Origin of the sequence: Aeromonas salmonicida subsp. salmonicida, from assembly GCF_001643305.1 — a bacterium.
In the GTDB taxonomy this organism is placed as follows: domain Bacteria; phylum Pseudomonadota; class Gammaproteobacteria; order Enterobacterales; family Aeromonadaceae; genus Aeromonas; species Aeromonas salmonicida.
This window is the reverse complement of sequence record NZ_LSGW01000046.1, coordinates 28,209-50,195: the sequence shown is the minus strand read 5'-3', so window position 1 is coordinate 50,195 and position 21,987 is coordinate 28,209. Positions and strand designations below refer to the sequence as shown.

At 59.9% G+C, this 21,987-nt stretch carries 17 protein-coding genes; 7 read left to right on the top strand and 10 right to left on the bottom strand.

The genetic code is table 11. The annotated features are described in order from the left end of the window. Positions 1-84: 84 nt before the first annotated feature. On the bottom strand, positions 85-786 hold the full coding sequence (locus AXW79_RS05430; RefSeq protein ID WP_005316821.1) for a lipoyl protein ligase domain-containing protein: 702 nt from the start codon (positions 784-786) through the stop codon (positions 85-87). Positions 787-915: 129 nt separating this feature from the next. Beyond that, positions 916-2,313 carry a nucleobase:cation symporter-2 family protein gene (locus AXW79_RS05425; RefSeq protein ID WP_005316820.1) on the bottom strand — a complete coding sequence of 466 codons (1,398 nt, stop codon included), beginning with the start codon at positions 2,311-2,313 and terminating at the stop codon, positions 916-918. A gap of 247 nt (positions 2,314-2,560) precedes the next feature. On the opposite strand from AXW79_RS05425, the gene AXW79_RS05420 reads away from it, so the two are divergent. Further along, complete coding sequence (locus tag AXW79_RS05420; protein ID WP_005316819.1) at positions 2,561-3,700, top strand: GGDEF domain-containing protein; 1,140 nt, start codon at positions 2,561-2,563, stop codon at positions 3,698-3,700. 30 nt (positions 3,701-3,730) lie between these two features. Here AXW79_RS05420 and AXW79_RS05415 read toward each other — a convergent pair whose 3' ends face one another. Continuing rightward, complete coding sequence (locus AXW79_RS05415; RefSeq protein WP_005316818.1) at positions 3,731-3,979, bottom strand: YciN family protein; 249 nt, start codon at positions 3,977-3,979, stop codon at positions 3,731-3,733. Between the two features lie 144 nt (positions 3,980-4,123). Further along, a complete protein-coding gene (locus tag AXW79_RS05410) occupies positions 4,124-5,503 on the bottom strand; it encodes an MATE family efflux transporter (RefSeq protein ID WP_005316817.1) in 1,380 nt (459 codons plus the stop codon). A 120-nt stretch (positions 5,504-5,623) separates the two neighbouring features. On the opposite strand from AXW79_RS05410, the gene AXW79_RS05405 reads away from it, so the two are divergent. Next, positions 5,624-6,481 carry a helix-turn-helix transcriptional regulator gene (locus tag AXW79_RS05405; protein ID WP_042467953.1) on the top strand — a complete coding sequence of 286 codons (858 nt, stop codon included), beginning with the start codon at positions 5,624-5,626 and terminating at the stop codon, positions 6,479-6,481. A gap of 68 nt (positions 6,482-6,549) precedes the next feature. Beyond that, positions 6,550-8,244 (top strand): NAD-dependent malic enzyme, encoded by a 1,695-nt coding sequence (locus AXW79_RS05400; RefSeq protein ID WP_005316813.1) that lies wholly within the window; start codon positions 6,550-6,552, stop codon positions 8,242-8,244. Between the two features lie 84 nt (positions 8,245-8,328). On the opposite strand, the gene AXW79_RS05395 is transcribed toward AXW79_RS05400, so the two are convergent. From AXW79_RS05395 to AXW79_RS05380, 4 genes are all read right to left on the bottom strand, one after another. Beyond that, complete coding sequence (locus AXW79_RS05395; RefSeq protein WP_011898479.1) at positions 8,329-9,387, bottom strand: OmpA family protein; 1,059 nt, start codon at positions 9,385-9,387, stop codon at positions 8,329-8,331. 209 nt (positions 9,388-9,596) lie between these two features. Then, positions 9,597-10,598: a porin OmpAII gene (gene ompAII / locus AXW79_RS05390; RefSeq protein WP_005316811.1), complete on the bottom strand. Its 1,002-nt coding sequence runs from the start codon at positions 10,596-10,598 to the stop codon at positions 9,597-9,599. 430 nt (positions 10,599-11,028) lie between these two features. Further along, positions 11,029-12,048 carry a porin OmpAI gene (ompAI, locus tag AXW79_RS05385; protein ID WP_005316809.1) on the bottom strand — a complete coding sequence of 340 codons (1,020 nt, stop codon included), beginning with the start codon at positions 12,046-12,048 and terminating at the stop codon, positions 11,029-11,031. 308 nt (positions 12,049-12,356) lie between these two features. After that, complete coding sequence (locus AXW79_RS05380) at positions 12,357-12,953, bottom strand: hypothetical protein (protein WP_011898480.1); 597 nt, start codon at positions 12,951-12,953, stop codon at positions 12,357-12,359. A gap of 259 nt (positions 12,954-13,212) precedes the next feature. Between AXW79_RS05380 and AXW79_RS05375 the strand changes: the two genes are divergently transcribed. Together AXW79_RS05375 and AXW79_RS05370 are read left to right on the top strand one after the other, a co-directional pair. After that, positions 13,213-13,479, top strand: coding sequence for a helix-turn-helix domain-containing protein (locus AXW79_RS05375; protein ID WP_005298604.1), 267 nt, complete (start codon positions 13,213-13,215; stop codon positions 13,477-13,479). A 204-nt stretch (positions 13,480-13,683) separates the two neighbouring features. Next, positions 13,684-15,045: a sodium-dependent transporter gene (locus AXW79_RS05370; RefSeq protein ID WP_005316804.1), complete on the top strand. Its 1,362-nt coding sequence runs from the start codon at positions 13,684-13,686 to the stop codon at positions 15,043-15,045. Between the two features lie 77 nt (positions 15,046-15,122). Here the strand turns inward: AXW79_RS05370 and rssA are convergent, their stop codons facing one another. Together rssA and AXW79_RS05360 are read right to left on the bottom strand one after the other, a co-directional pair. After that, complete coding sequence (gene rssA / locus AXW79_RS05365; protein ID WP_011898481.1) at positions 15,123-15,989, bottom strand: patatin-like phospholipase RssA; 867 nt, start codon at positions 15,987-15,989, stop codon at positions 15,123-15,125. A 33-nt stretch (positions 15,990-16,022) separates the two neighbouring features. Next, the gene (locus AXW79_RS05360) at positions 16,023-17,576 is read right to left on the bottom strand and encodes a sensor domain-containing diguanylate cyclase (RefSeq protein WP_005316802.1); all 1,554 of its coding nucleotides are present in this window, start codon (positions 17,574-17,576) and stop codon (positions 16,023-16,025) included. A 209-nt stretch (positions 17,577-17,785) separates the two neighbouring features. Between AXW79_RS05360 and AXW79_RS05355 the strand changes: the two genes are divergently transcribed. Continuing rightward, the gene (locus AXW79_RS05355) at positions 17,786-18,835 is read left to right on the top strand and encodes an efflux RND transporter periplasmic adaptor subunit (RefSeq protein WP_005316801.1); all 1,050 of its coding nucleotides are present in this window, start codon (positions 17,786-17,788) and stop codon (positions 18,833-18,835) included. Further along, the gene (locus tag AXW79_RS05350; RefSeq protein WP_005316800.1) at positions 18,835-21,954 is read left to right on the top strand and encodes an efflux RND transporter permease subunit; all 3,120 of its coding nucleotides are present in this window, start codon (positions 18,835-18,837) and stop codon (positions 21,952-21,954) included. The genes AXW79_RS05355 and AXW79_RS05350 overlap by 1 nt, the downstream gene beginning before the upstream one ends. Positions 21,955-21,987: the final 33 nt, after the last annotated feature.

Genomic DNA, 21,987 nt, shown 5'->3' with positions numbered 1-21,987 from the left:
ACGCGAAAACGAAAAAGCCACGACCCGGGTCGTGGCTTTTTTTTGGGGGGCCGTAGTCGTTCTCAGCCTTGGTGAGTGAGATGTTTATTGCTTGGTCAGCAGGGTCTCCAGCCGTCCTCGCACCTTGTCCACCAACGCCTCATCGCTCCCCTGCCATGCAATGCAGCGGGCCAAGGTCGTCGAGGTGCCGGCCATAAAACGCAGCTCCCCGCCCGCCAGCTCGTAGAAACGACTCGCCATCCGGGTGCCCTCATCAACATCACCCGCCACCAGCAGCATGGCTTGCGCTAGCACGGCGCCGTTGTGATCCTGGCCCGGTGCCAGCCAGCGCTGGGCCGTGCCGGTGATCTTGCGATCCCCGATCACCAGATTGTACTGGCCATCGCAAAAGGAACCGGGCACGAAGTCGTAGCCGCCACTCAGGCCATGGTCGGCCAGCAGGGTCAGCAGAGGGGCGCCCAGTAGCCGGTAGTAGTGGCCAAGATCCGTGGTGGTGCGGGGCAATAGCAAAGAGAGGTTGAGAATACCCGCCCCGTGGGGCACGGCGGTGCCACCGCTGTCGCGCACATGGACGGGCCAGCCTTCGCGAGCGAGCTGTTCGCAGGCGGCCTGATAGCGGGGGAGTCGCGTGTCCTTGCGGGTGACAATCAGGCATTGGGGGGCCTGCCAGAGGTGCGCTCGGGCTTGGCCGTCACGGGCACAGTCCCGCAGCCAGTGCTGCTCTTGCGCCAAAATCAGGTCGGGAGTGTGGGCATCAGCTTGAGGAGGGAGCAGGGCATAGGGCATGACGGCATCCTTGGAAAAAGGCTGCCCAGCACACTACCTGCGGGAACCGGCAAGGTAAAGCCCCGCAGTGCGGGGCCTGGATCATCTACCTGGGTTATGCAATGTGCAGCGTTATCAGCGAGAGGCCACTCATGGATGAGAGATGCCGCGTTTGGGCAGCAGCAGGTTCATGATGATGGCGGTGAGGCCACCGGTGGCAACGCCATAGGAGAGCACGCTTTTGGCCAGCTCCGGCAGATGTTGCAGCACTTCAGGCACCTGTGCCACACCCAGTCCCATGGCCAGCGACACTGCCAGTATCATGAGGGCGCGCCTGTCCAGCTCCTCACGGGAGATGATGCGCACCCCGGCTGCGGCTATGGTGCCGAACATGACGATGGTGGCTCCACCCAGCACGGGTTCCGGGATCTGCTGCACCAGACTGGCGACCGCCGGGAACAGGCCGAGCAGGGCGAGCATGGCGGCGATAAAGAGGCCGACATGGCGACTGGCCACCCCGGTCAGCTGGATGACGCCGTTGTTCTGGGCAAAGGTGGACATGGGGAAGGTGGAGAAGACCGCCGCCAGCATGGAGTTGGCGCCATCGGCCAGCACGCCCCCCTTGATCCGCGCCATGTAGACGGGCCCTTTCAGCGGTTCCCCCGAGATGTCCGATGTGGCCGTCATGTCGCCGATGGCTTCAAGCGCAGTCACCACGAAGATGATGGCCAGCGGCACAAACAGCTGCCAGTCAAAGCCGAGCCCGTAGTGGAGCGGGATCGGCACCATCACCAGGGGACCGTCGAAGGTGGGGGCCGTGACCTTGCCCAGTATCAGTGCTGCCGCATAGCCCACCAGCATGGCGATCATGATGGCGGAGAGGCGCAGCCAGGGGTTGCGGCTGCGCTGCAGCAGCACGATAAGACCCAGCACCAGCAGGGAGAGAAAGAGGTTGCTGTGGCTGGCGAAGCTGCCGTCAGAGAGCGCGGCGTAACCGCCACCCATGCTGATGAGTCCCACCTTGATCAGGGTCAGGCCGATCAGCAGCACCACTATGCCGGTTACCAACGGGGTGATCACCTGCTTGACCAGATGGAGGAAGCGGCTCATCACCACCATGGTGAGGGCGGCCACCAGCATGGTGCCAAACAGGGTACCCAGCAGATCCTCGGTAGGCATGGCTGCCTGTTTGAGAGCGAGGCCACTGGCGATGATGGGACCGAGGAAATTGAAGCTGGTGCCCTGTACCGAGAGCAGGCCGGAACCGATGGGGCCGAAGCGGCGGGTCTGGATGAAGGAGGCGATGCCGGACATGACCAGCGACATGGAGACGATATAACGGGTGTCGGCGGCAGGGAGGCCGAGGGCGTTGGCGATGATGAGGGGCGGAGTGATGATGGCGACAAACATGGCGAGCATATGCTGCAGGGCGGCGAACAGGGTCTGGGGCAGGGGGGGGACATCGTCTATGCCATAGACCAGTTCGCTGTGGGCACGTCTGGGGGGATGTGCCTCTCTGGTTGCGCGCGCGGCGGCAGCCTGTTCCATAAATACCTCGAATGTGTGGGGGGAGGGGGGAGAAAATTGGGCGCTATTTTAGTGATTGAAATCAGGCTGACCAGCGCTAATTCGGGCTGAAACCGGTTTATTTTTCCATGGGTTGAAACGTTTGCGCATGGCGTTTATGATCCGCCGGTTTGTGTGACGGTGCTCGCCCTCAAATGGCGTCTGTTCCATAGGATTTTGTACTTTCACGGCGTAGAATGAGCCCTCTCTCGTGACTTGGAGGCTCTGGATGCTGAAGCTGTCGGAGTTCTGGAGTGCCCGTGCCCACTCCGAAGATTTTACCCTGACCCGCATGGGCTTTATGACGGTGCGTCTGCGTCTGCTCACTTGTTTACTGATGGTGGGGCTGCCCGCCTGGGCATTGGTGGACTGGTTGACCCTGCCTGCCGCCCAGTTTGATGCGCTGCTTCAGGCCCGGATTTTCTGCCTGCTGGCCCTCTCTCCGCTCATTCCCTTCTCCTATCTTATCCATTTCCAGCGCGAGCGCATGAAGTGGGCGCTGGGCTATCTGATGACGGTGATGCTGCTGTTTGCCCTTATCTGCCAGCACAGCTTCGGTGCAGATCAGGAGCTGCAAGCGGGCTACATGGCGTTTCCCTATCTGCTCATCAGCCTGTTTGCCATCTTCCCCATTCCGCTCTCCCTCAGTTTGCAGTTGACAGGGGGCATTATGGTGACCACCCTGGTGGGGAACTGGCTGCTGGTGGGGCAGCCGCTGTGGAGCATGCAGACCCTCAATCAGGTCTGGTTGCTGGGGTTGTTTGCCATGACCAGCGCCTGGGTGCAGTGTGGCCAGCTCAACATGCTGCTGCAGCTCTACCGGGAGTCCACCACGGACGAACTGACCGGCATGATGAACCGCCGCCTGCTGATGAAGCAGCTCGACAAAGCCAGGGTAACCATGGATCATAAGCACTCCCCCTTCGCCGTCATGCTGCTGGATCTGGACAGGTTCAAGCGCATCAATGACACCTTTGGTCATCTGGCGGGGGATGCGGTGCTGAAAGAGGTTGCGGCGACCCTGGCAGAACAGCTGGAGCCCGGCATGGTGCTGGGCCGCTATGGTGGCGAGGAGTTTGCCATCCTGTTGCCCCGTTGCGGCGAGCTGGCCCAGGCGAAGCGGGTGGCGGAGCGGCTGCGGGTGGCAGTAGAGGCGCGACTGGTGAAGAGCCCCACCTCGGATGAGCTGCTGGAGGTAACGGTGAGTATCGGTCTGACCCTGGCCCAGCGCGGCGAGAGCGTCGAAGATCTGCTCAATCGGGCTGACGAATGCCTCTACATGGCCAAGATGGCGGGGCGCAACTGCGTGGTCGGGGAGCTGGCGGGTGAGCCTGGTCTGAACCCGCCCGCAAAGACAGATGCCGCCTGAGGGCGGCATCTTGCTGGCAGCCTGGTTATCTCAGCTCAGCTGATATTTGCCAGAGAGCTGCTGGGCAAGCAGTTTGAACATGTTGAACACCGCCATTGTCTTGCCGGTTGGAGTGCCATCTTCGGCCAGGAAGAATTCCCCCTTGAACACCAGAATATCCCCTTTCTGTTCCACCGAATCGGCGCGCATGCCGTGGATGAAGTCTTCGTGGCTCTTGATGATGCCGTTGGCCATCTCCAGCAGGGCAGTCTCGGTGATCAGCTCTTTTTGTGGTTGCATGCTCGTCTCCTTAAACGACTACTGGACAGGGCATTGCACCACTTCACACAGTGGCGCCCTGTCTCTGATTGAAGAGGTGGAAAGCATACTGCAAACAGGGTTTTTCTGTCATTGATATGACCCCGTGTTTTGCCCCTTCCCGCTTTACCCCATCACCAGATTTCTGAGCCAGTGACGCTGGCGGATCCTGTGCAGTACCAGAAACACCTTGCACAGCTCCTCCAGCAGCACCACTGCCACCACCCAGGAGAGGGGCCAGCCGAGCAGGCTGACAGCTACCCAGGCCAGCGGCAGGCCGATGCACCACATGGCGATGATGTCGATGAAGATGCTGTAGTTCACATCGCCGCCTGAGCGCAGCACGCCTATGATGCCCACCATGTTGAACACCTTGAGCAGCATGCCCAGACACATGACGGCGAGCACCTGACTCGCCTCTCCCATCAGGGAGCCCGGCAGGTTGCCTACCCATTGCAGCAGATTGGTTTGCAGCAGCCAGACAGCTATCCCCACCAACAGAGCACCTATGGGGGCCAGCAGCAGGAACAGCTGGGAGTGCTGCCAGGCGGCTTCGTACTCTTCCGCCCCGAGTCGGTGGCCGAGAAGGGTGGAGCAGGCCACCGCCAGCCCGAAGAAGAGGGAGATGAGGATGCTCTCCAGCGTCCCCAGTGTGGTCATGATGGCGAGCGAATCCGTGTCAAGATGAGCATAGAGAAAACCGTAGATCAGCATGCCGAAGGCCCAGAGCCCGTCGTGGAACAGCAGTGGCAGGGCGATCAGGGTGAAGCGCACCACCTCCTTGCGCCGAAAGGCGGCCCGCCAGTCGGTTTTACGCGGGATCAGGCGGGGCTCCTGGCGCACCAGATAGAAGATCAGCAGTGCTGTCTGCAGCAGGCGTGAAATCGTGGTGCCCCAGGCAGAGCCTGCCACGCCCATGGCCTCGAAGCCAAAATGGCCGAAGATGAGGGCATAGTTGAGGATGACGTTGGCAATGATGGCGATGATGCCGATCCGGGTCGGGGCGGCGGCGTTGCCCACGGATCGCAGGGCCGCCTCCAGCGGCACTACGATGGCGGTGCAGAGTATGGTGGCGCCTGTGATCATCAGGAACTCATCGGCCAGCAGGCGCAGCTCGGGGTCCTGGCTGGCAAAGCCCAGTACGCTGCCCGGCGCGAGTACATAGATGAGCGCAAACGGCAGGCTCACAAGCAGGGCACCGACCAGCGCCAGCGCCAGGGAGCGGCGCACCCCGGCCAGCTCGCCGCGACCGTAATATTGGGCTGCCAATACAGAGACTCCCCCCGAGAGCCCCGCTATCACCAGCAGATTGAAGAAGAAGACCCGGTTACCCAAGCCGACCGCCGCCACTGCCGTGGTGCCAAGCTGGCTCACCATCATGATGTCGATGAGACCCAGCAGGGAGAACATCATGGACTGCAGTGACACTGGCAGGGCCAGTCGCCACAGTCGGGCCATGAAGTCGCGATCGGTGGTTTGTTTTAAAATCGCTTGCCAATAATTCATTTATGTTAACCGGGTATGTGAAAAGCAAGGTTTGTCATGGGTATGATAGGGGCTGGTGAGAGAGGGTTCACTGTGAGCATCTCTCGGCTTTCTTGTGCAAAACTATCTTGTTGAGGCGTTATGGCATTTATCAGCGAGTGTCTGGAAATTGCCCCTGGTTGCGAGGAGCGGATGCTGGGGCGCGAAGGGCTGCCCCTGCTCGGTGAGGCGGGGATCTTCCTCAGCGGTCTCTCCCGGCTCAGGGATCACTACCTCATTCGCCGCAACCGGCCCGAGTTCCACATCCTGATGGTGAGCCACGACGAGGGAGGCGCCCTGCTCACCGACGCGGGGGAGCAAGCCATTCCGGCCGGCTCGCTGATTTTCCTGCCCGCCGCCGTGCCCGGTGGCCTCAAGCTGATTGGGGAGCGCTGGCAGATCAGCTGGATTTTGCTCGATGACGTGCCGCGCTGGCAGCACCTGCATCGGCTTGGTCACCGTATCTGGCAAGGGGATGAGGGGGAGCAGCTCTACCATCTGCTCAGTCTGATGCAGGGAGAGGGAGTCCGTTCACCCCTGCAACCCCAGTTGCTCAGCCTGTTGTTGGCGCTGCTGGAACGCACTCTGCAAGGGGAGGTACGCGGCACCCCCGAGCTGAGGTTGCAGGCGCTGTTTCGCCGGGTGGAGGCGCGCCTTGACGAGCCCTGGAGCGTGGCCTTGCTCGCTGGTCAGATGGCCTGCTCTGTTCCCCATCTACATCGCCTCTGCCAGCAGGTGTTCGGCATGGGGCCCATGGCCTGGCTTACCCGACTGCGAATGAACAAGGCGCGCCAGTTGCTGCTCTACACCAACTGGCCCCTTGCCGAGCTTGCCAATCGGGTCGGTTACAGCGATGGCGCCAACTTTGCGAACCGCTTTCGCCAGCTGACTGGTCAGACCCCCGGTGCCTTTCGCCGCCTGGGTCGCAAACCTTTTGCAACGAATGTGCAAACTCTTTGAAATTCGTGGCGCAAGCTCATAGGATCGGCAGGTTCCTTCGTCCAGGCCATCGTTTAGGTACCAGAAACATGTTTGAAGATAATAATCAGAAACGTCCCCTCTACATCCCCTATGCCGGTCCCGCCCTGCTGGAGACACCGCTGCTCAACAAGGGCTGCGCCTTCACCAGCGAGGAGCGCAGCAGCTTCAATCTGGAAGGGCTGTTGCCCCAGAATATCGAGACCATCGAAGAGCAGGCCGAGCGTGCCTACCGCCAGTTCATGGCGTTTGGCAACGATCTGGACAAGCACATCTATCTGCGTAATATCCAGGACACCAACGAGACGCTCTTTTACCGTCTGTTGCACAACCACCTGACCGAGATGCTGCCCGTCATCTACACCCCGACCGTGGGCAAGGCGTGCGAGGAGTTCTCCAACATCTATCGCCGCGCCCGCGGTCTCTTCATCTCCTATCCGGACAAGGACAGGATCGATGACATGCTGCAAAACGCCACCAAGCAGAACGTCAAGGTAATCGTGGTCACCGATGGCGAGCGGATCCTGGGTCTTGGCGATCAGGGGATCGGCGGCATGGGCATTCCCATCGGCAAGCTGTCGCTCTACACCGCCTGTGGCGGCATCTCTCCTGCTTACTGCCTGCCTGTGGTGCTGGACGTGGGTACCAACAACCAGCAGCTGCTCAGCGACCCCTTCTACATGGGCTGGCGCAATCCGCGTATCTCGGGGGAAGAGTATGCCGAGTTCGTCGATGCCTTCATCCAGGCGGTCAAGCGTCGCTGGCCCGATATCCTGCTGCAATTCGAGGATTTCGCCCAGAACAATGCCATGCCGTTGCTCAACCGCTACAAGAACGAGCTCTGCTGCTTCAACGACGATATTCAGGGCACGGCCGCCGTGACGCTCGGCAGCCTGATCGCCGCCTGCAAGGCCTCCGGCGCCAAGCTCTCCGAGAAGCGGGTCGCCTTCCTCGGTGCGGGCAGCGCAGGTTGCGGCATCGCCGAGCAGATAGTGGCGCAGATGAAGGCCGAAGGGCTGACGGATGCCCAGGCCCGTGGCCGGGTCTTCATGGTGGATCGTTTTGGTCTCATTACCGACAAGATTCCCAACCAGCTCGATTTCCAGCGCCGCCTCTCCCAGCCGGTGGGTCGCATCGCTGACTGGCCGGTGGGGGACAACATCTCCTTGCTGGAGGTGATGGAGCATGGTCGCCCGGATATCCTGATCGGGGTTTCCGGTCAGCCGGGTCTGTTCACCGAAGAGGTGGTCAAGACGATGCACAAGCACTGCACCCGTCCCATCATATTCCCGCTCTCCAACCCCACCTCACGGGTGGAAGCGACGCCGGCGGATCTCATTCGCTGGACCGACGGTCAGGCGCTGGTCGCCACCGGCAGCCCGTTCGCCCCCGTGGAGTACAAGGGCAAGCGTTACGTCATTGCCCAGTGCAACAACTCCTTCATCTTCCCGGGGATAGGGCTTGGCGTCATCGCCTCCGGTGCCACCCGCGTGACCGATGCTATGCTGATGTCGGCCAGCCGCGCCCTGGCGGAGTGCTCGCCGCTGGTAAAGGGGGCTGAAGGTTCCCTGCTGCCGGATCTGGCAGACATCCATCAGGTCTCCCGCTACATCGCCAAGATGGTAGCCAAGACCGCCATGCTGCAGGGCAAGGCGGTACAGACCCCGGATGAGGTGATCGATCAGGCCATCGAAGCGAATTTCTGGCGGCCCGAGTACCGGCGCTATCGCCGTACCTCCTTCTGATCCTCTCGCTGCGCGCAACAAGCGAAAATGCAAAAGGGATGCCTCGGCATCCCTTTTTTGTGCACGGCTGACGAGTCTGGCCTGTTACATCTCGGCTTCTGCCACCGGTGCTTCGGGAGTACCTTGCACCCCTGTTACCCTGACTTCGACCCGGCGATCCGGCCCCAGGCAATCGATGAGGGCCGCTTTGGCCTTGATGGCATCACACTGACTGCCGGTGACCGGATTGCTCTCGCCATTGCCCTGAATGCTCACCTTGTCGGCGGGTAAACCTTTGCCAATCAGGAAGTTGGCCACAGTGCTTGCTCGGGCTTCCGACAGCGCCAGATTGTTGATATCCGAGCCGATGCGGTCTGTATAACCCATTACGAGAGCGCTGCCATCCTTGGGCTGAACATCTACTATCTGCTGGTAGAGTGCATCCAGTGCCTGCATCCCTTCCGGTTTCAGCTCTGCCTTGCCGAACGCGAACAGCACATCCGAGCTCAGGTTGAAGGTCTGATCTACTGGTTCCGGGGCGGGGGGTGGGGGAGGTGCGACCAGAACGGGGGCGGGGGCTGGTGCGACCGTCTTGCTGCGGTTGGGATGGATCACCAGCTCCAGCGTGGCGGTGCTGATGTCGCTCACCCAGCGCTGGGTGCCGCTGCCGACCTTGTCGTTGTCAGAGTCATCACCGACCCGGACCAGATAGCGGTAGCGTGCCTGGATATCGACCCAGTCGTGCAGTTTGGCCGTCAGCCCAAGTCCCGCCAGCGGAGCCAGGTTGTCATCACCACCGTTGATGGATTTGACGTGGTAAAGGTAACCGCCGCCCTCGGCAAACACCGAGAAGATGTCACCCAGTGGCAGCCTGCCGATCACAGACAGGGTGGCTCCCTGACTGCTGAAGTCGGTACCTTGTACATCCCAGTCACCGGTCGACAGATAGCCGAGCTCGGCCCCCAGATTTTCGGTGAAGTTGTAGCCGCCAAACAAGGTGAGCGCTGTGGCGTCCTTGCTCGCATCCTTGCCAAAATCACCCAGATCGTGGGCGATGGCCCAGCCTCCACCAGCCCCGACGTACCAGTCGTTGACCGGTGCTGCCAGCGCCCCCGCGCTCGCCAGTGCCAAAGCAATCCAAACAGGTTTCAGTTTTATGTTCATCGCGTATCCTCGTCGATGCATGGTGTCGTAGGGCTCCGGCCCTGTTATGTACAACCACCACTATTTATAGGCGATAAAGGGTGTTTGACCATGTTGGGCGACAAGGATGGGGAGAGGATCACGAAATGGTGCCGGGATGCGGCTGAATGCAGTAAAAACACAATAAAAAAGGAGGCCGGACGGCCTCCTTCATGTGCATTTAGGGCTTGTTACTGAGTCACTTCCTGAATGCCGGTGACGCGTACTTCAACACGACGATCCGGGGCCAGGCAGGCGATCAGCTGAGCCTTGGCCTTGATGCCGTCACACTGGGTGCCGGTCACCGGGCTGGCTTCGCCACGCCCTTCAATGGCAACCTTGCCAGCTGGCAGACCCTTGCCGACCAGGAAGTCTGCCACAGTGCGGGCGCGAGCTTCTGACAGCTTCAGGTTGTAGGCGTCAGAGCCGATGCGGTCGGTGTAACCGACGACTACGGCGCTGCCATCTTTGGGCTGCACGTCGACGATTTGCTGATACAGGGTGTTCAGCGCAGCAACCCCTTCCGGCTTCAGAGTGGATTTGCCAAAGGCAAACAGCACGTCCGAGCTCAGGGCGAAGCTCTTGTCGACCACGACAGGTTCAGGTACCGGCTCGGGCGCTGGCGCAGCGACAGGCGCCACATAGGAGGTGCGATTCGGGTGCATCACCAGTTCCAGAGTGGCCACACTCATGTTGGTTTCCCAGGTCTTCTGCTCATCACCCAGGTTCCACATGTAACGGTAGCGGGCTTGTACGTCGATGAGGTCGGAGAGCTTGGCGGTCAGGCCGACACCCGCCAGCGGCGCTGTGCCGTTGTCGCTGTTGCCGTTGCCGTTGACGTGGTTGAAGTAGGCACCGCCTTCTGCAAACACGGAGAAAATGTCGTTCAGGGGCAGACGGGCAAGGCCGGACAGGGTGGCACCCTGGGTCTTGAAGTCGACACCGTCGACGCCCGCTTTACCGGCATAGAGATAACCCAGCTCGGCAGCGTAGTAATCATTGAAGTTGTAACCACCAAACAGGGAGAGCGCTGTGGCATCCTTGTCGGCGTCTTTGCCAAAGTCGTTCAGGTCGTGGCCATAAGCCCAACCTGCACCGATACCTGTGTACCAATCGTCGGCTGCCTGAGCGGTAGAAGTTCCCATGGCCGCGATAGCCAGAGCAATCAGGGCGGGTGCCATTTTCATTTTCATCGTTTTATCCTCGTTGAGTTTGCCGTGCTAGGGCGTACTGCGCACTCTTCAGTTATACCGGTCGCAAGTGACATTTCAGCGGCGACCTCCGTGGCTGACCACGGGTGGTACGAAGTAAAAAATGGATGGTTCCTGGATACTCATGAAGCCTTGGCTTCATGGACAACTAACCGGGCAAGAAGCACTTTTAATAGTTCATCCAATGCCTTACAAGCGGGGTTACTGTATTCCTTTGACTCGTATTGATCAAGTTTCTGTACAGATATCCAGCGTTGGCGCAGGGTTGCATGAATAGGCAGCGAGTGTGGCGGGGGAAACGGTTTGACAGAAAGTGACGCGACTTGTTGTGTTTTTAATCAAGATGCAGAAAGTGGATAGACAAAGGGGATGCCGTGGCATCCCCTTTTCGCATTATCTGAACGGCGTCAGATTATTGCTGAACTACTTGTACACCGGATACGCGGATTTCAACGCGACGGTCCGGGGCCAGGCAGGAGATCAGCTGAGCTTTGGCTTTCACGCCATCACACTTGTTGCCGGTAACCGGGTTGGCTTCGCCACGACCTTCAACAGCAACTTTGCTGGCAGCCATACCTTTGCTGACCAGGAAGTTGGCAACGGTACGGGCACGGGCTTCAGACAGCTTCTGGTTGTAAGCGTCGGAACCGATGCGGTCGGTGTAACCAACAACAACGGCGCTGCCGTCTTTCGGCTGGAAGTCAACGATCTGCTGGTACAGGGAGTTGAGCGCTTCGACGCCTTCGGCCTTCAGGCTGTCTTTGCCAAAGGCAAACAGCACGTCGGAGTTCAGGGCAAAGTTCTTCTCAACAATCGGAGCCGGAGCCGGCGCTTCTTCAACAACAACCGGGGCAGGAGCCGGGGCTACGTAGGAAGAGCGGAACGGGTGGTATACGGCTTCCAGGGTCGCAACGCTCTGGTTGGACTTGTAGCGTACGTTGTCGGCGTGCAGATCAGCCACGTCCCACATGTAGCGGTAGCGAGCTTGCAGATCCAGCGCGTCGTTTACCTGGTAGGTCACGCCCAGGCCGGCCAGCGGGGATACTTTGGTATCACTGGTGCCCATGCCATCGGTGTGAGCCCAGTAGGCGCCACCTTCAGCGAAGGCAGAGAAGTCGCCCCCCAGCGGCAGACGAGCGATACCGGACAAGGTAGCGCCCTGGTTCTCGTAACGGTTGCCATCGGTGTTACCACGGCCAGTGTACAGGTAGCCCAGTTCGGAACCGAAGTTCTCGTTGAAGTTGTAACCTACGAAGGCGTTGGCCGCCGCAGCGTTTTCTTCACCATTTTTCACGCCTTCGATCTTGTTCAGACCGTTGAAGTGAGCAGCACCGGCACCGGCACCGAAGTAGATATCGTCAGCGGCGTGAGCTGCAGTTGCACCCATGGCGGCCATAGCGATGGCGATCAGGGAAGGAGCCATTTTCATCATAAAAAAATCCTCGTTGAGATGGCACGTTGGTTACGTGCTTCGCACTTTTTAATTTATGTAAGCTGCAGGCTCTGCCGAACAACAGTGTTGAAGCTGGCAGGGATCCCGGTTCCATCCGAGAGGCACTCATTCCTGGTGCACAAGCGAGCGGTTGGCATCGCATGCGATGCAATCAACCCTTCACGAACAGCCAATGTCATTCCGATGACGTGGCGCACTCTATGCCGATTTCAAAACATGATCAAGCTCACACATAGTCCATATGGCAAATTGTGTCGTGTGGATAACTGGCTGTTTATCCAAATTAATTAGTGATCCAAATAGGCTCTGTGCAGTTTCTTTTCGAGTTTCATATAGGCCTGAACCCAGTCAGATTGCGCCATGGCGGGACATTCGCGTGCCTGGAACACCGCCAGATAGTCGGCTTCGGTTGCTTTGCACAGTAAAGGGGTAAAACTGAGCAGGAAATGACGAGCCAGATAGGGGTCGAGTGGCCAGATGTTGAGGATGGCCCGTGCTACGGGCTGCACCGCGGCTGAACAGCGAAAGTGCAGGTGACCCGACTCCAGCCATTGCCCCATTTCGGCTAGCCCGGAGGCGGGCACCAGGCCTCCATCTCCCGGCACCTTGGCAAGGGTGATGCGGTTGCCGTTGCCAAGCAGCAGTGTGTGCGCTTCTTGCACCATGCCATCGTGACTGCGCAGGGAGAGGCCCGCAACGGGCTGCTCAAGAAACAGACTGCATTTGTCATCGAGCGCAGTCAAAACCGCTGCCGCCTGTTCATGCATGCTGGCGGGTAACCAGAACGCTTCGGCGCGTGTCTGCTGACCTTGCATCAGCTGGCGGGTGAGAGCTTCAGGATCTGAAACTGGATGTAAACAGGAGATTATGCCGGGAAGCGCCATGAGTTCTTACTCTTTAGGGATAGCTGGCGGATTATACGAGTTATTCTGGCGGCAACAATAAAGGTTTCTTTTCGAGACTGTTTACCTGAGGCGGTTGAGCGATTACCATCCCCGAGGTTTACAAGGGTTGTCGTCGAAAGACGCTGATTAAAGATAGAGGCTCGACCATAACGAGTCCGTTCAAAACTGATACACTTGACTACGAGTCGTCGCGAAAAATAAAGGTGGAGTCAATCCGCCGTACGGAGTATGGAACAATATGAATTCAAATATCGTAACTGTTGGCAAGAAGATCCGTCAGATCCGTGAAGCGGTCGGTTTGAGCCGTCCTAAATTTGCCGATCTGCTGGGCGTTCCCCCCACCACCCTGAAGAACTATGAACTGGGTTATCGTGAAGTAGGTGGCGCCTTCCTGGTGGCACTGGCTCATCACCCGGAACTGCACAAGTTCACCCTCTGGCTGCTGGCTGACAAAAAAGTCGCCGAAATCGGCCAGATCGGTCCGGACGATATTGCCAAGGCTTGATTTAATTGGGCTTTGACAAAAATGCCGCCATTGAGGCGGCATTTTTTTATCCATCAAATAATGACATCAATTAATTAAATTTGGCTAATTGTTCTCTCGTCCGGGATTTTAGCGAAAATATTTTGGCAAGCCGGATTAATCCTCAGAAAATTCTGACCCTGAAATTAGGGGTATCCCTTGCATGATGCGCACAGTGAGACAAGCATGAGCCAAATCCTTCCCAAGGCCAGAGATGGCTTTACCAGCAAATTCGGCGTCCTTGCCGCTACCCTGGGCTCTGCCGTCGGGCTAGGCAATATCTGGAAATTTCCCTACCTGACCGGTGAAAACGGCGGCGCCAGCTTCCTGCTGGTGTATGTCATTGCCACCCTGCTGGTGGGTCTGCCGGTGATGATTTCCGAGATCATGCTGGGCCGCAAGGGCAAAGCCGATGCGGTGACGACCTTGAGCAAGCTGGCACCCAGTGGCCAGCCCTGGTGGCTGATTGCCCTGATGGGGGTGGTTGCGGCCTTCCTCATCATGTCTTTCTATTCCGAGGTCGCGGCCTGGGTGTTTGCCTATATCTTCAAGGCGGCCAGCGGCGAGATACTGTCAACCGATCCTGCGGTCACGGGGGCAGCCTTCAATGCGCTTATCACCAATCCGCTACAGAGTCTGCTCTGGCAGTGGCTGGTGCTGGCGCTGATGGGGGGCATACTGCTGATGGGGGTCTCCAGAGGGATCGAGGCTGTTACCAAGAAGCTGATGCCCGTGCTCTTCATCCTGCTGCTGGTGATCGGCATTCGTAGTCTGACCCTGCCAGGGGCGAGTCAGGGGCTGCATTTTCTGTTCTCGCCGGACTTTTCCAAGATCACCGCCGGTGTGGTGCTGACCGCCATGGGGCTGGCGTTTTTCAAGCTTTCCATCGGCATGGGCTGCATGATGACCTATGGCAGCTATTTTCGGGATGATCAGAACATACCGCTGACTACCTTCCGGGTGATGTGCGCCGATCTGTTCGTCTCCATGCTGGCGGGGATCGCCATCTTCCCGGCTGTGTTTGCGTTCGGCTTCGAGCCAACGGCGGGTCCCTCCCTGCTGTTCATCACGATTCCGGCCGTGTTCGCCAGCATACCCTTCGGTCACCTGTTCATGGTGCTGTTCTTCGTGCTTTCCGCCATTGCGGCCACGGGCGCCATGCTCTCCATTCTGGAAGTCCCTGTGTCCGTGGTATCCGAGCGTTTTCACATGAGCCGTCCCAAGGCGACCCTGCTCAACTTGCTGGTGCTGGGGGCCGTCGGGTCGACCTGCGCGCTCTCCAACAGCTCACTGGCAGAGGTGCAGATCGCCGGCAAGACCTTCTTCGATCTGTTCGACTTCGTCTCATCCAATGTGTTGATGCCCCTTGGCGGTATCTTCCTCTGCCTGTTCGTGGGCTGGGTATGGGGTTTCGAGCGGATGAAGGCGGCGTTGACCAACGACGGCGAACTGGAGCTGGCCATCCTCAAGCCGCTGTTTTTCATCATCCGTTATGTGTCACCGCTGCTGATCCTGATCGTAATGTTAAAGGGGCTGGGGCTGTTCTGATGGCTTGCCCACCGCAAGAAAGCAAAAGAGCGCCGCTGGCGCTCTTTTTTATGGGCTCGTCAGGTTGGCGCCTGGCGTCAAATCAAGCCGAGACGGGAAAGCTCATCCTTGAGTTGCTCCATGTTGCGTTCGACACAGGCTTCCCCTTCGTTGATGGCATCGGAGGCCCGGTGGAAGTCCATGATGGAGAAGCTGCCAAGGCGCGGGCAGAGCTGGATTTCGGGGGGATCCCCCGCCATACGGGCGCGGGTGATGCGTTCCTGCATTATGTTGATGGAACCCGTCATCACGCTCCACATCCCCGGGGTATTGGGGCCATCGCCCCGGTTCAGCCACTGACTGAAGCGGTTGCCGGTGACGGGCTCGTCCGGTTCATCTGTCCAGGGCTGGTGCATGTCGGCGTTGAGGTTGACGGCGATCACCACCTCGGCCCCCATGGCGCGGGCCAGCGAAATGGGCACGGGGTTGACCACGGCGCCATCTACCAGCCAGCGATCCTCGACCAGGGTGGGGGTGAGTATGCCAGGCATGCCGCAGGAGGCGCGTACACACTGGCGCAGCGGCCCCTCTTTCAGCCAGATCTCGCGGCCGGTATCGAGCTCGGTGGCAACGCAGGCGAAGGGAAGGGGCAGGCTCTCGATGACGGGGTCGCCCAGGTGATTGGCGGCGATGCCAAACACCTTTTCCCCGCGAAACAGCCCGCCGGAGAGGGCGGGGTCGAGCAGGCTGACCACCTGCAACCGGCTGAAGCCGCGCACCCAGGACTCCAGCTTGTCCAGCTCGCCAGCAGCATAGGCGGCACCGACAAAGCTGCCGATGGAGCAACCTGCCACCAGATCCGGTTTGACGCCCAGGCGCTCCAGCGCCCGTATGATGCCGATATGGGCCCATCCTCGGGCAGCACCACTGCCCAGAGCCAATCCCACGCGGGGTTTTCGTGACACTTTGTCTCTCCTGAGGTGAGTTAGGCTCCCAGCTTACCCCGTGTTTTTGGCGCCGTCATCCTGCCAGCCTTCGCTTCGATTGCGTCCATTGGCTTTGGCTTGATAGAGGGCGAGATCCGCCCGGTGGATAGCCTCCTTCAGTGGAGTCCCGGCACGGCAATGGTGATAGCCCAGACTGATGGTGACCGCAAGATCTGGCGCTATCTCCTCCCATGGATGTTCTGCTATCTGCAGGCGCAGCCGCTCGGCCAGTTGTTCGAGGGGCTCGCGCCCTCTGGCGAGCAGCAGAAATTCCTCGCCACCCCAGCGGATCAGGGCATCTTCTTTCTTCAGCAGAGGCTGGCAGAGTGTGACCAGCCGGATCAGCACCTGATCGCCAACCTCGTGACCGAAGCGGTCGTTGACCTGTTTGAAGTGATCGCAATCGAACATGACCACTCCGACTTCACGGGCTTTGGCTCGCAGATGAAGGCGCTCGAATTCGTCGAAATAGTGGCGATTGTAGGTGCCGGTCAGGGCATCGTGACTGGATAAATAGTCGAGCTGCCGGTTCAGACGACGGGCTTTGAGGCTCGAGAGCGCCGCCCACATCATGAAGAAGATGGTGATCAGGGAAGGGAGTGAATGCCAGAACAGTGCCTGGGTGAGTGCGGTCAGCGGGATACGGTGGATCAGGGTGAGTTGCGTATCAGGAATAGTCTGGACCAGTTGGAGTGCTCCTTGCCGCCACTGGTAACCATGCCTGTCAGTCTGGAACTTTGGGACAAAGTCAGCCCCCTGCGCGCTGCTGGCCAGGATCTGCTGGTGTTGATTGACCAAAAACAGCGTGCCAATGGCGGGGGTGGATTCATGCAGCAGCCGATCGAGCCGCTCGAGCAGCACATCTATGCTGATGACCCCCACCAGCACCTGGTCCTTCACTATGGGTTGTGACAGGGAAATCATCTGGCCCTCCCCGGCAAAATCTTCGTAGGGGCGCGATACGATGGCGCGCTGGCTGGGGTTTTGCTGTTTCAGGGCATCCTGCCAGTAAGATTTGAGATAGATGGCGCGATGAAAGCGAAACTCGCTGGAGGGGATCCAGGGGTAGAGATAGATAAAGTCATCTACCCCGGTGAAGTAGAGCCAGGCAACTTTGTCCCCCAGCAGTTTGCTGGCGGTGGAGAGCAGGGGCGACAGACTGAGCGCCAGATGCAGTCTGGCTTCTCGCTCGCTGCCCGGGGCAGGCAGTCGGCCCAGCCCGGTCAGATTGCCGCTGAGCCCGGCGGGCAGGTTGGCGGGAACCTTGTCCAGCGAGAATCCCAGCTCAGGATCTGTGCGCAGGGCTTGATAAAGCTGGCGGGTCAGGGCCGACTGAGGATTGCTGCGCAGCCGCTCCTCGGCCTGACCACGCATGGCCTCGAGCACGGTTTCCATCTGCTGGAATTGGGATCGCAAACGGGCGGCCATGTTGAGGGTATCGCGCTCGTTGAGTTCGGTGACCTGTTTCAGAGTCTGATGGAAGGTGAGGGCAAGCAGCAGTATGACGAGGGTACCAAGTAGCCAGTGCTGGCTGCGTGTGACGATATGAATGCGTGGTGCTGGCATAGGCGGCCGGGCCTGATCTGGACTGGTTCGGTTCATCAGTTTAGGGCAGAACCATCAAGAACGTCTCCTGTGGTGACGATTTCGGTGATCTTCCACCGCTTCTGTTACGTTTTGTCACATTTATACATAGTCACGGCATAGTCAGGGGGTAACATGATGCCCATCATTGATGAAGTGCCTCCTTTTTCCCTAATTTCATGGATTGCTTGATGAAAATGCGTATGTGGCTGTCGATCGCCTGTCTCTCCCTGCTGATGCTGGGTGTCTGGTACTACCGTAACGGTGAAGCTGTCAGCAAACCCCAGCCCAAGCAGGTCAATATCAGGGCGCAAACGGTCAAGCAGAGTCTGGCTGAACCCTCCATCAAGCTGGTGAGCAAGCTGGCCGCCAATCGCTCCGTGGTGATAAGCCCCGAGGTGACAGGGCGTATCGTCAAGATAGCGGTGCGTTCCGGTCAGCAGGTCAAGCAGGGCGATACCCTGATTGCGCTGGATGCGGGCAAGCAGCAGGCGGAGCTCGCCGAGCAGAGTGCCAGTGCGCGCGATGAGGCTCGCAAGCTGCGGGACATGCGCCGGCTGGTGGCGCGCGGCGCCGTGACCCAGTCAGAGCTGGAAGGGCAGGAGGCCACAGTGGCGCAAGTCCAGGCAAGGGTGGATGCCGCACGTTACGAGCTCTCCTTGCGCACCCTGCAAGCGCCGTTTGACGGCTCCGTCAGCCTCATTGACTTGAGTGAAGGGGCCCTGGTCAACAGTGGTGACACCCTGCTCCATCTCGATGAGCTTGCCAGGCTGCGGCTCGATCTGGCGGTGCCCGAGCGTTACCTCTCCCTGCTGCGCCCCGGCATGGCGGTGACCGCCACCAGCTCGGCCTGGCCGGATCAATCGTTTCATGGCGTCCTGGAGACCCTCGACAGCCGAGTGTCCAACGATACCCAGAACATCAAGGCGCGGGTCATCATCCCCAATCCTGACGGTCAGCTGCGGCCCGGCATGTTGCTCAATGTAGAGCTCTCCCTGCCGCCCCAGAAGATGACCCTGATCCCCGCCCAGTCAGTGGAGTACGCCGGTGAACAGCGCTTCGTCTATCGCCTCGAGCCCGATGGTCGGGTCAAGCGGGTGGCCGTGGTACTGGGGGATACCCATGGTGAAGAGGTGTGGGTCACCGAGGGCTTGAAAGTCGGCGATCGCATAGTGGTAGAGGGGCTGGTCAATCTGCGTGACGGCATCAGTGTGCACGATCTGGCGGAGGTCAAAGGCTGATGTGGCTCTCCGATATATCTGTTCGTCGCCCCTTGGTGGCTGTGGTATTGAGTGCCCTCTTGACCGTGTTCGGTCTGGTGGCTTTCAGCAAATTGACGGTGCGCGAGATGCCGGATGTGCAGACGCCATCCGTCTCCATCACCACCATGTACGAGGGGGCGGCCCCCGCCGTCATGGAGAGCCAGGTCACCAAGCCCATCGAGGATCAGCTCTCCGGTATCAGCGGCATCAAGAACATCAACTCGGTGACCCGCAAGGGGCGCTCCGTCATCACGGTAGAGTTCAAGCTCGGCTGGAACATGGTGGAGGGCACCTCGGATGTGCGTGATGCTCTCTCCCGCGCCCGGCCCAGGCTGCCGGACGACGTGGATGAACCCATGGTCACCAAGGACAACGGCAACGGCGATGTCGCTGTCTGGCTGAATTTCAGCAGCACCCAGATGGACCGTACCGCCATGACCGACTACGCCAACCGCGTGCTGGTCGACCCCTTGAGTCTGGTGGACGGGGTGAGCGAGGTGGCCCTCTCCGGCGATCTGACCCAGGTGATGTACGTGCGGCTGCGCCCGGCGGACATGGCGGCCCGTGGCATCACGGTGGCGGACGTGCAGGACGCCCTCAAGCGGGAGAATATCGAGCTGCCCGGGGGGGAGATCCGCAACAACAGCATGACGATGGCGGTGCAGATTGCCCGCCTCTACCACACTGCCGCCGATTTCCAGGCCTTGCAGGTGCGCAGTGCCGACAATGGCCAGAGCATCTATCTGGCGGATATCGCCGATGTGGAGGTAGGCGCCAAGAATGAAGACAGCGCCTACCAGCGCAACGGTCGCGAGAGCCTGGGGATCGGTATTGTCGCCCAGTCCACCGCCAACCCGCTGGCGGTGGCCCAGGGCATCGAGCAGAAGATAACCGAGATGCAGCGCTTCCTGCCGGAAGGGGCCAAGCTCGAGGTCGACTATGACTCCACCATCTTCATCAAGCAGGCCATCGACGAGGTGTACGAGACGCTGGCCATCAGCGCCGAGCTGGTGGTGGCCGTGCTCTATCTGTTTCTGGGGCAGGGGCGTACCACACTGATCCCGGCCATTACGGTCCCTGTGTCGCTGATCTCCGCCTTTATCGGTGCCTGGTATCTCGGTTTCTCCATCAACCTCATTACCCTGCTGGCACTGATCCTCGCCATCGGTCTGGTGGTGGATGACGCCATAGTGGTGGTGGAGAACATTCACCACCACCTGCAACGGGGTGAGCCACCGCTGATGGCGGCCTGGCACGGCACCCGCGAGGTGGGTTTTGCCGTGGTGGCGACCACGGCTGTGCTGGTGATGGTGTTTGTGCCCATCGCCTTCATGGATGGCATGGTGGGGCGGCTCTTCACCGAGTTCGCCATCCTGCTCTCCCTGGCCGTGCTCTTCTCCTCTCTGGTGGCACTGACCCTGACGCCAGCCATGGGCTCCTGGCTGATGCGCTCTGTCGACAAACCCAATGTACTGACGGCGGCGCTCGATCGCGGCCTCGGCTGGGTGGAGAAACACTACCGACGCCTGCTTGGCTGGGTGCTGCGTCGTTCAGCCTGGACGCCGCTGGTGCTTTTGCTCTGCCTTGGCGGAATCGGCGCCCTGTTTGGCCAGCTGCCCACCAGCCTGACCCCTACCGAAGACAGGGGCGTGCTCTATGTGTTCGTGAAGGGGGCCGAGGGCACCAGCATAGAGCGGATGAAGCGAAATATGCAGCAGGTGGAGGCCGCCATCATGCCGCTGCTGGGCAAGGGAGTGGTGCAGGCCATGAGCTTCAGTACCCCGGCCTTCGGCCGTGGCGGGGATCAGACCGGGATGGCGATCATTCAGCTCACCGACTGGACCGAGCGGGACGAAACCGCCACCGAGTTTGCCCAGTCCCTGAGTGGACGACTGGCGGGGATCCCGGATGTGATGATCCGCACCTTCCAGCCGGGCTTTCGGGGCGGCTCCACCGCTGCCGTCCAGTTCGTGCTGCAGGGCTCCGACTATGCCGAGCTCTACCAGCAAGGGCTGGCGTTGAAAGAGGCGGCGGCCCAGAGCGGCCTGATGTCGATGCCGGATCTCGACTACGCCGAGAAGACCCCCGAGCTGCAAGTGACCATAGAGCGGGACAGGGCCAGCCAGCTCGGCATTCCGGTGTCGACAGTGGCCAGTTCGTTGCAGGCCCTGCTTGGCGGCGTGAGCCAGACCACCTATGTGGACAGGGGCGAGGAGTACGACGTCTATCTGCGTGCCAATCAGCACGACTTCAACGGCGTGTCCGATCTTAGCCGTATCTATCTCAAGGCTGCCAGTGGCGAGATGGTGAGTCTCTCCACCCTGGCCACCGTCAAACAGGTGGCAAGCCCGCAGCGGCTCAACCACTACCAGCGGCAGAAGGCTGTGACCCTCACCGCCGATCTGGCGCCGGATCGCACCCTGGGGGAGGCGCTGGACTTCCTCGATGGCTGGGCCAATGCCAATCTGCCGAGCGGCATGACGGTGGATTACGCCGGTGAGTCCAAGGATTATCGCGATAACCAGGGCGAGATGGTGATGGTGTTCGGTCTGGCCCTGCTGGTGGTCTATCTGGTGCTGGTGGCTCAGTTCGAGAGCATGCTGACCCCGGCTGTGGTCATGGTGACGGTTCCCCTTGGCATCTTCGGTGGCCTGCTCGGCCTCTGGCTGACGGGACAGGAGCTGAGCATCTACAGCCAGATCGGCATGATCATGCTGATCGGCATGGTGACCAAGAACGGCATCTTGATCGTGGAGTTCATCAACCAGCTTCGCCAGCGTGGGGAAGCGTTCGATGAGGCCATCATTGCCGGCTCGGTGCGCCGCCTGCGGCCCATTCTGATGACGTCGTTGACCGCCATCATAGGGGCAGTGCCGCTGATGCTCTCCATGGGAGCGGGTTACGAGAGCCGGATGGCGGTGGGCACAGTGGTCTTCTTCGGGCTGTCTCTCGCGACTCTGGTGACCCTGCTGATGGTGCCTGCCATCTATCATCTGCTGGCCAAACGGGCGGGCATGACAGGGGCGCGAGATCTGCTGGTGGACGAGGCGCTGGCAGCCGAGTTGGCGGTGAAAGCTGAGGATAAACCGGCTGCATGATACCTACACCCATATAGGTGCAAGCCGCAGAAA

Bases quoted from the DNA above. Each gene is read 5' to 3' on its own strand.
- AXW79_RS05355 (WP_005316801.1), top strand. From the start codon at position 17,786: ATGAAAATGCGTATGTGGCTGTCGATCGCCTGTCTCTCCCTGCTGATG.
- AXW79_RS05375 (WP_005298604.1), top strand. From the start codon at position 13,213: ATGAATTCAAATATCGTAACTGTTGGCAAGAAGATCCGTCAGATCCGT.
- ompAI (WP_005316809.1), bottom strand. From the start codon at position 12,048: ATGATGAAAATGGCTCCTTCCCTGATCGCCATCGCTATGGCCGCCATG.
- AXW79_RS05405 (WP_042467953.1), top strand. From the start codon at position 5,624: ATGGCATTTATCAGCGAGTGTCTGGAAATTGCCCCTGGTTGCGAGGAG.
- AXW79_RS05350 (WP_005316800.1), top strand. From the start codon at position 18,835: ATGTGGCTCTCCGATATATCTGTTCGTCGCCCCTTGGTGGCTGTGGTA.
- AXW79_RS05410 (WP_005316817.1), bottom strand. From the start codon at position 5,503: ATGAATTATTGGCAAGCGATTTTAAAACAAACCACCGATCGCGACTTC.
- AXW79_RS05380 (WP_011898480.1), bottom strand. From the start codon at position 12,953: ATGGCGCTTCCCGGCATAATCTCCTGTTTACATCCAGTTTCAGATCCT.
- AXW79_RS05430 (WP_005316821.1), bottom strand. From the start codon at position 786: ATGCCCTATGCCCTGCTCCCTCCTCAAGCTGATGCCCACACTCCCGAC.
- AXW79_RS05370 (WP_005316804.1), top strand. From the start codon at position 13,684: ATGAGCCAAATCCTTCCCAAGGCCAGAGATGGCTTTACCAGCAAATTC.
- AXW79_RS05420 (WP_005316819.1), top strand. From the start codon at position 2,561: ATGCTGAAGCTGTCGGAGTTCTGGAGTGCCCGTGCCCACTCCGAAGAT.
- AXW79_RS05400 (WP_005316813.1), top strand. From the start codon at position 6,550: ATGTTTGAAGATAATAATCAGAAACGTCCCCTCTACATCCCCTATGCC.
- AXW79_RS05425 (WP_005316820.1), bottom strand. From the start codon at position 2,313: ATGGAACAGGCTGCCGCCGCGCGCGCAACCAGAGAGGCACATCCCCCC.
- AXW79_RS05395 (WP_011898479.1), bottom strand. From the start codon at position 9,387: ATGAACATAAAACTGAAACCTGTTTGGATTGCTTTGGCACTGGCGAGC.
- AXW79_RS05360 (WP_005316802.1), bottom strand. From the start codon at position 17,576: ATGCCAGCACCACGCATTCATATCGTCACACGCAGCCAGCACTGGCTA.
- AXW79_RS05415 (WP_005316818.1), bottom strand. From the start codon at position 3,979: ATGCAACCACAAAAAGAGCTGATCACCGAGACTGCCCTGCTGGAGATG.
- ompAII (WP_005316811.1), bottom strand. From the start codon at position 10,598: ATGAAAATGAAAATGGCACCCGCCCTGATTGCTCTGGCTATCGCGGCC.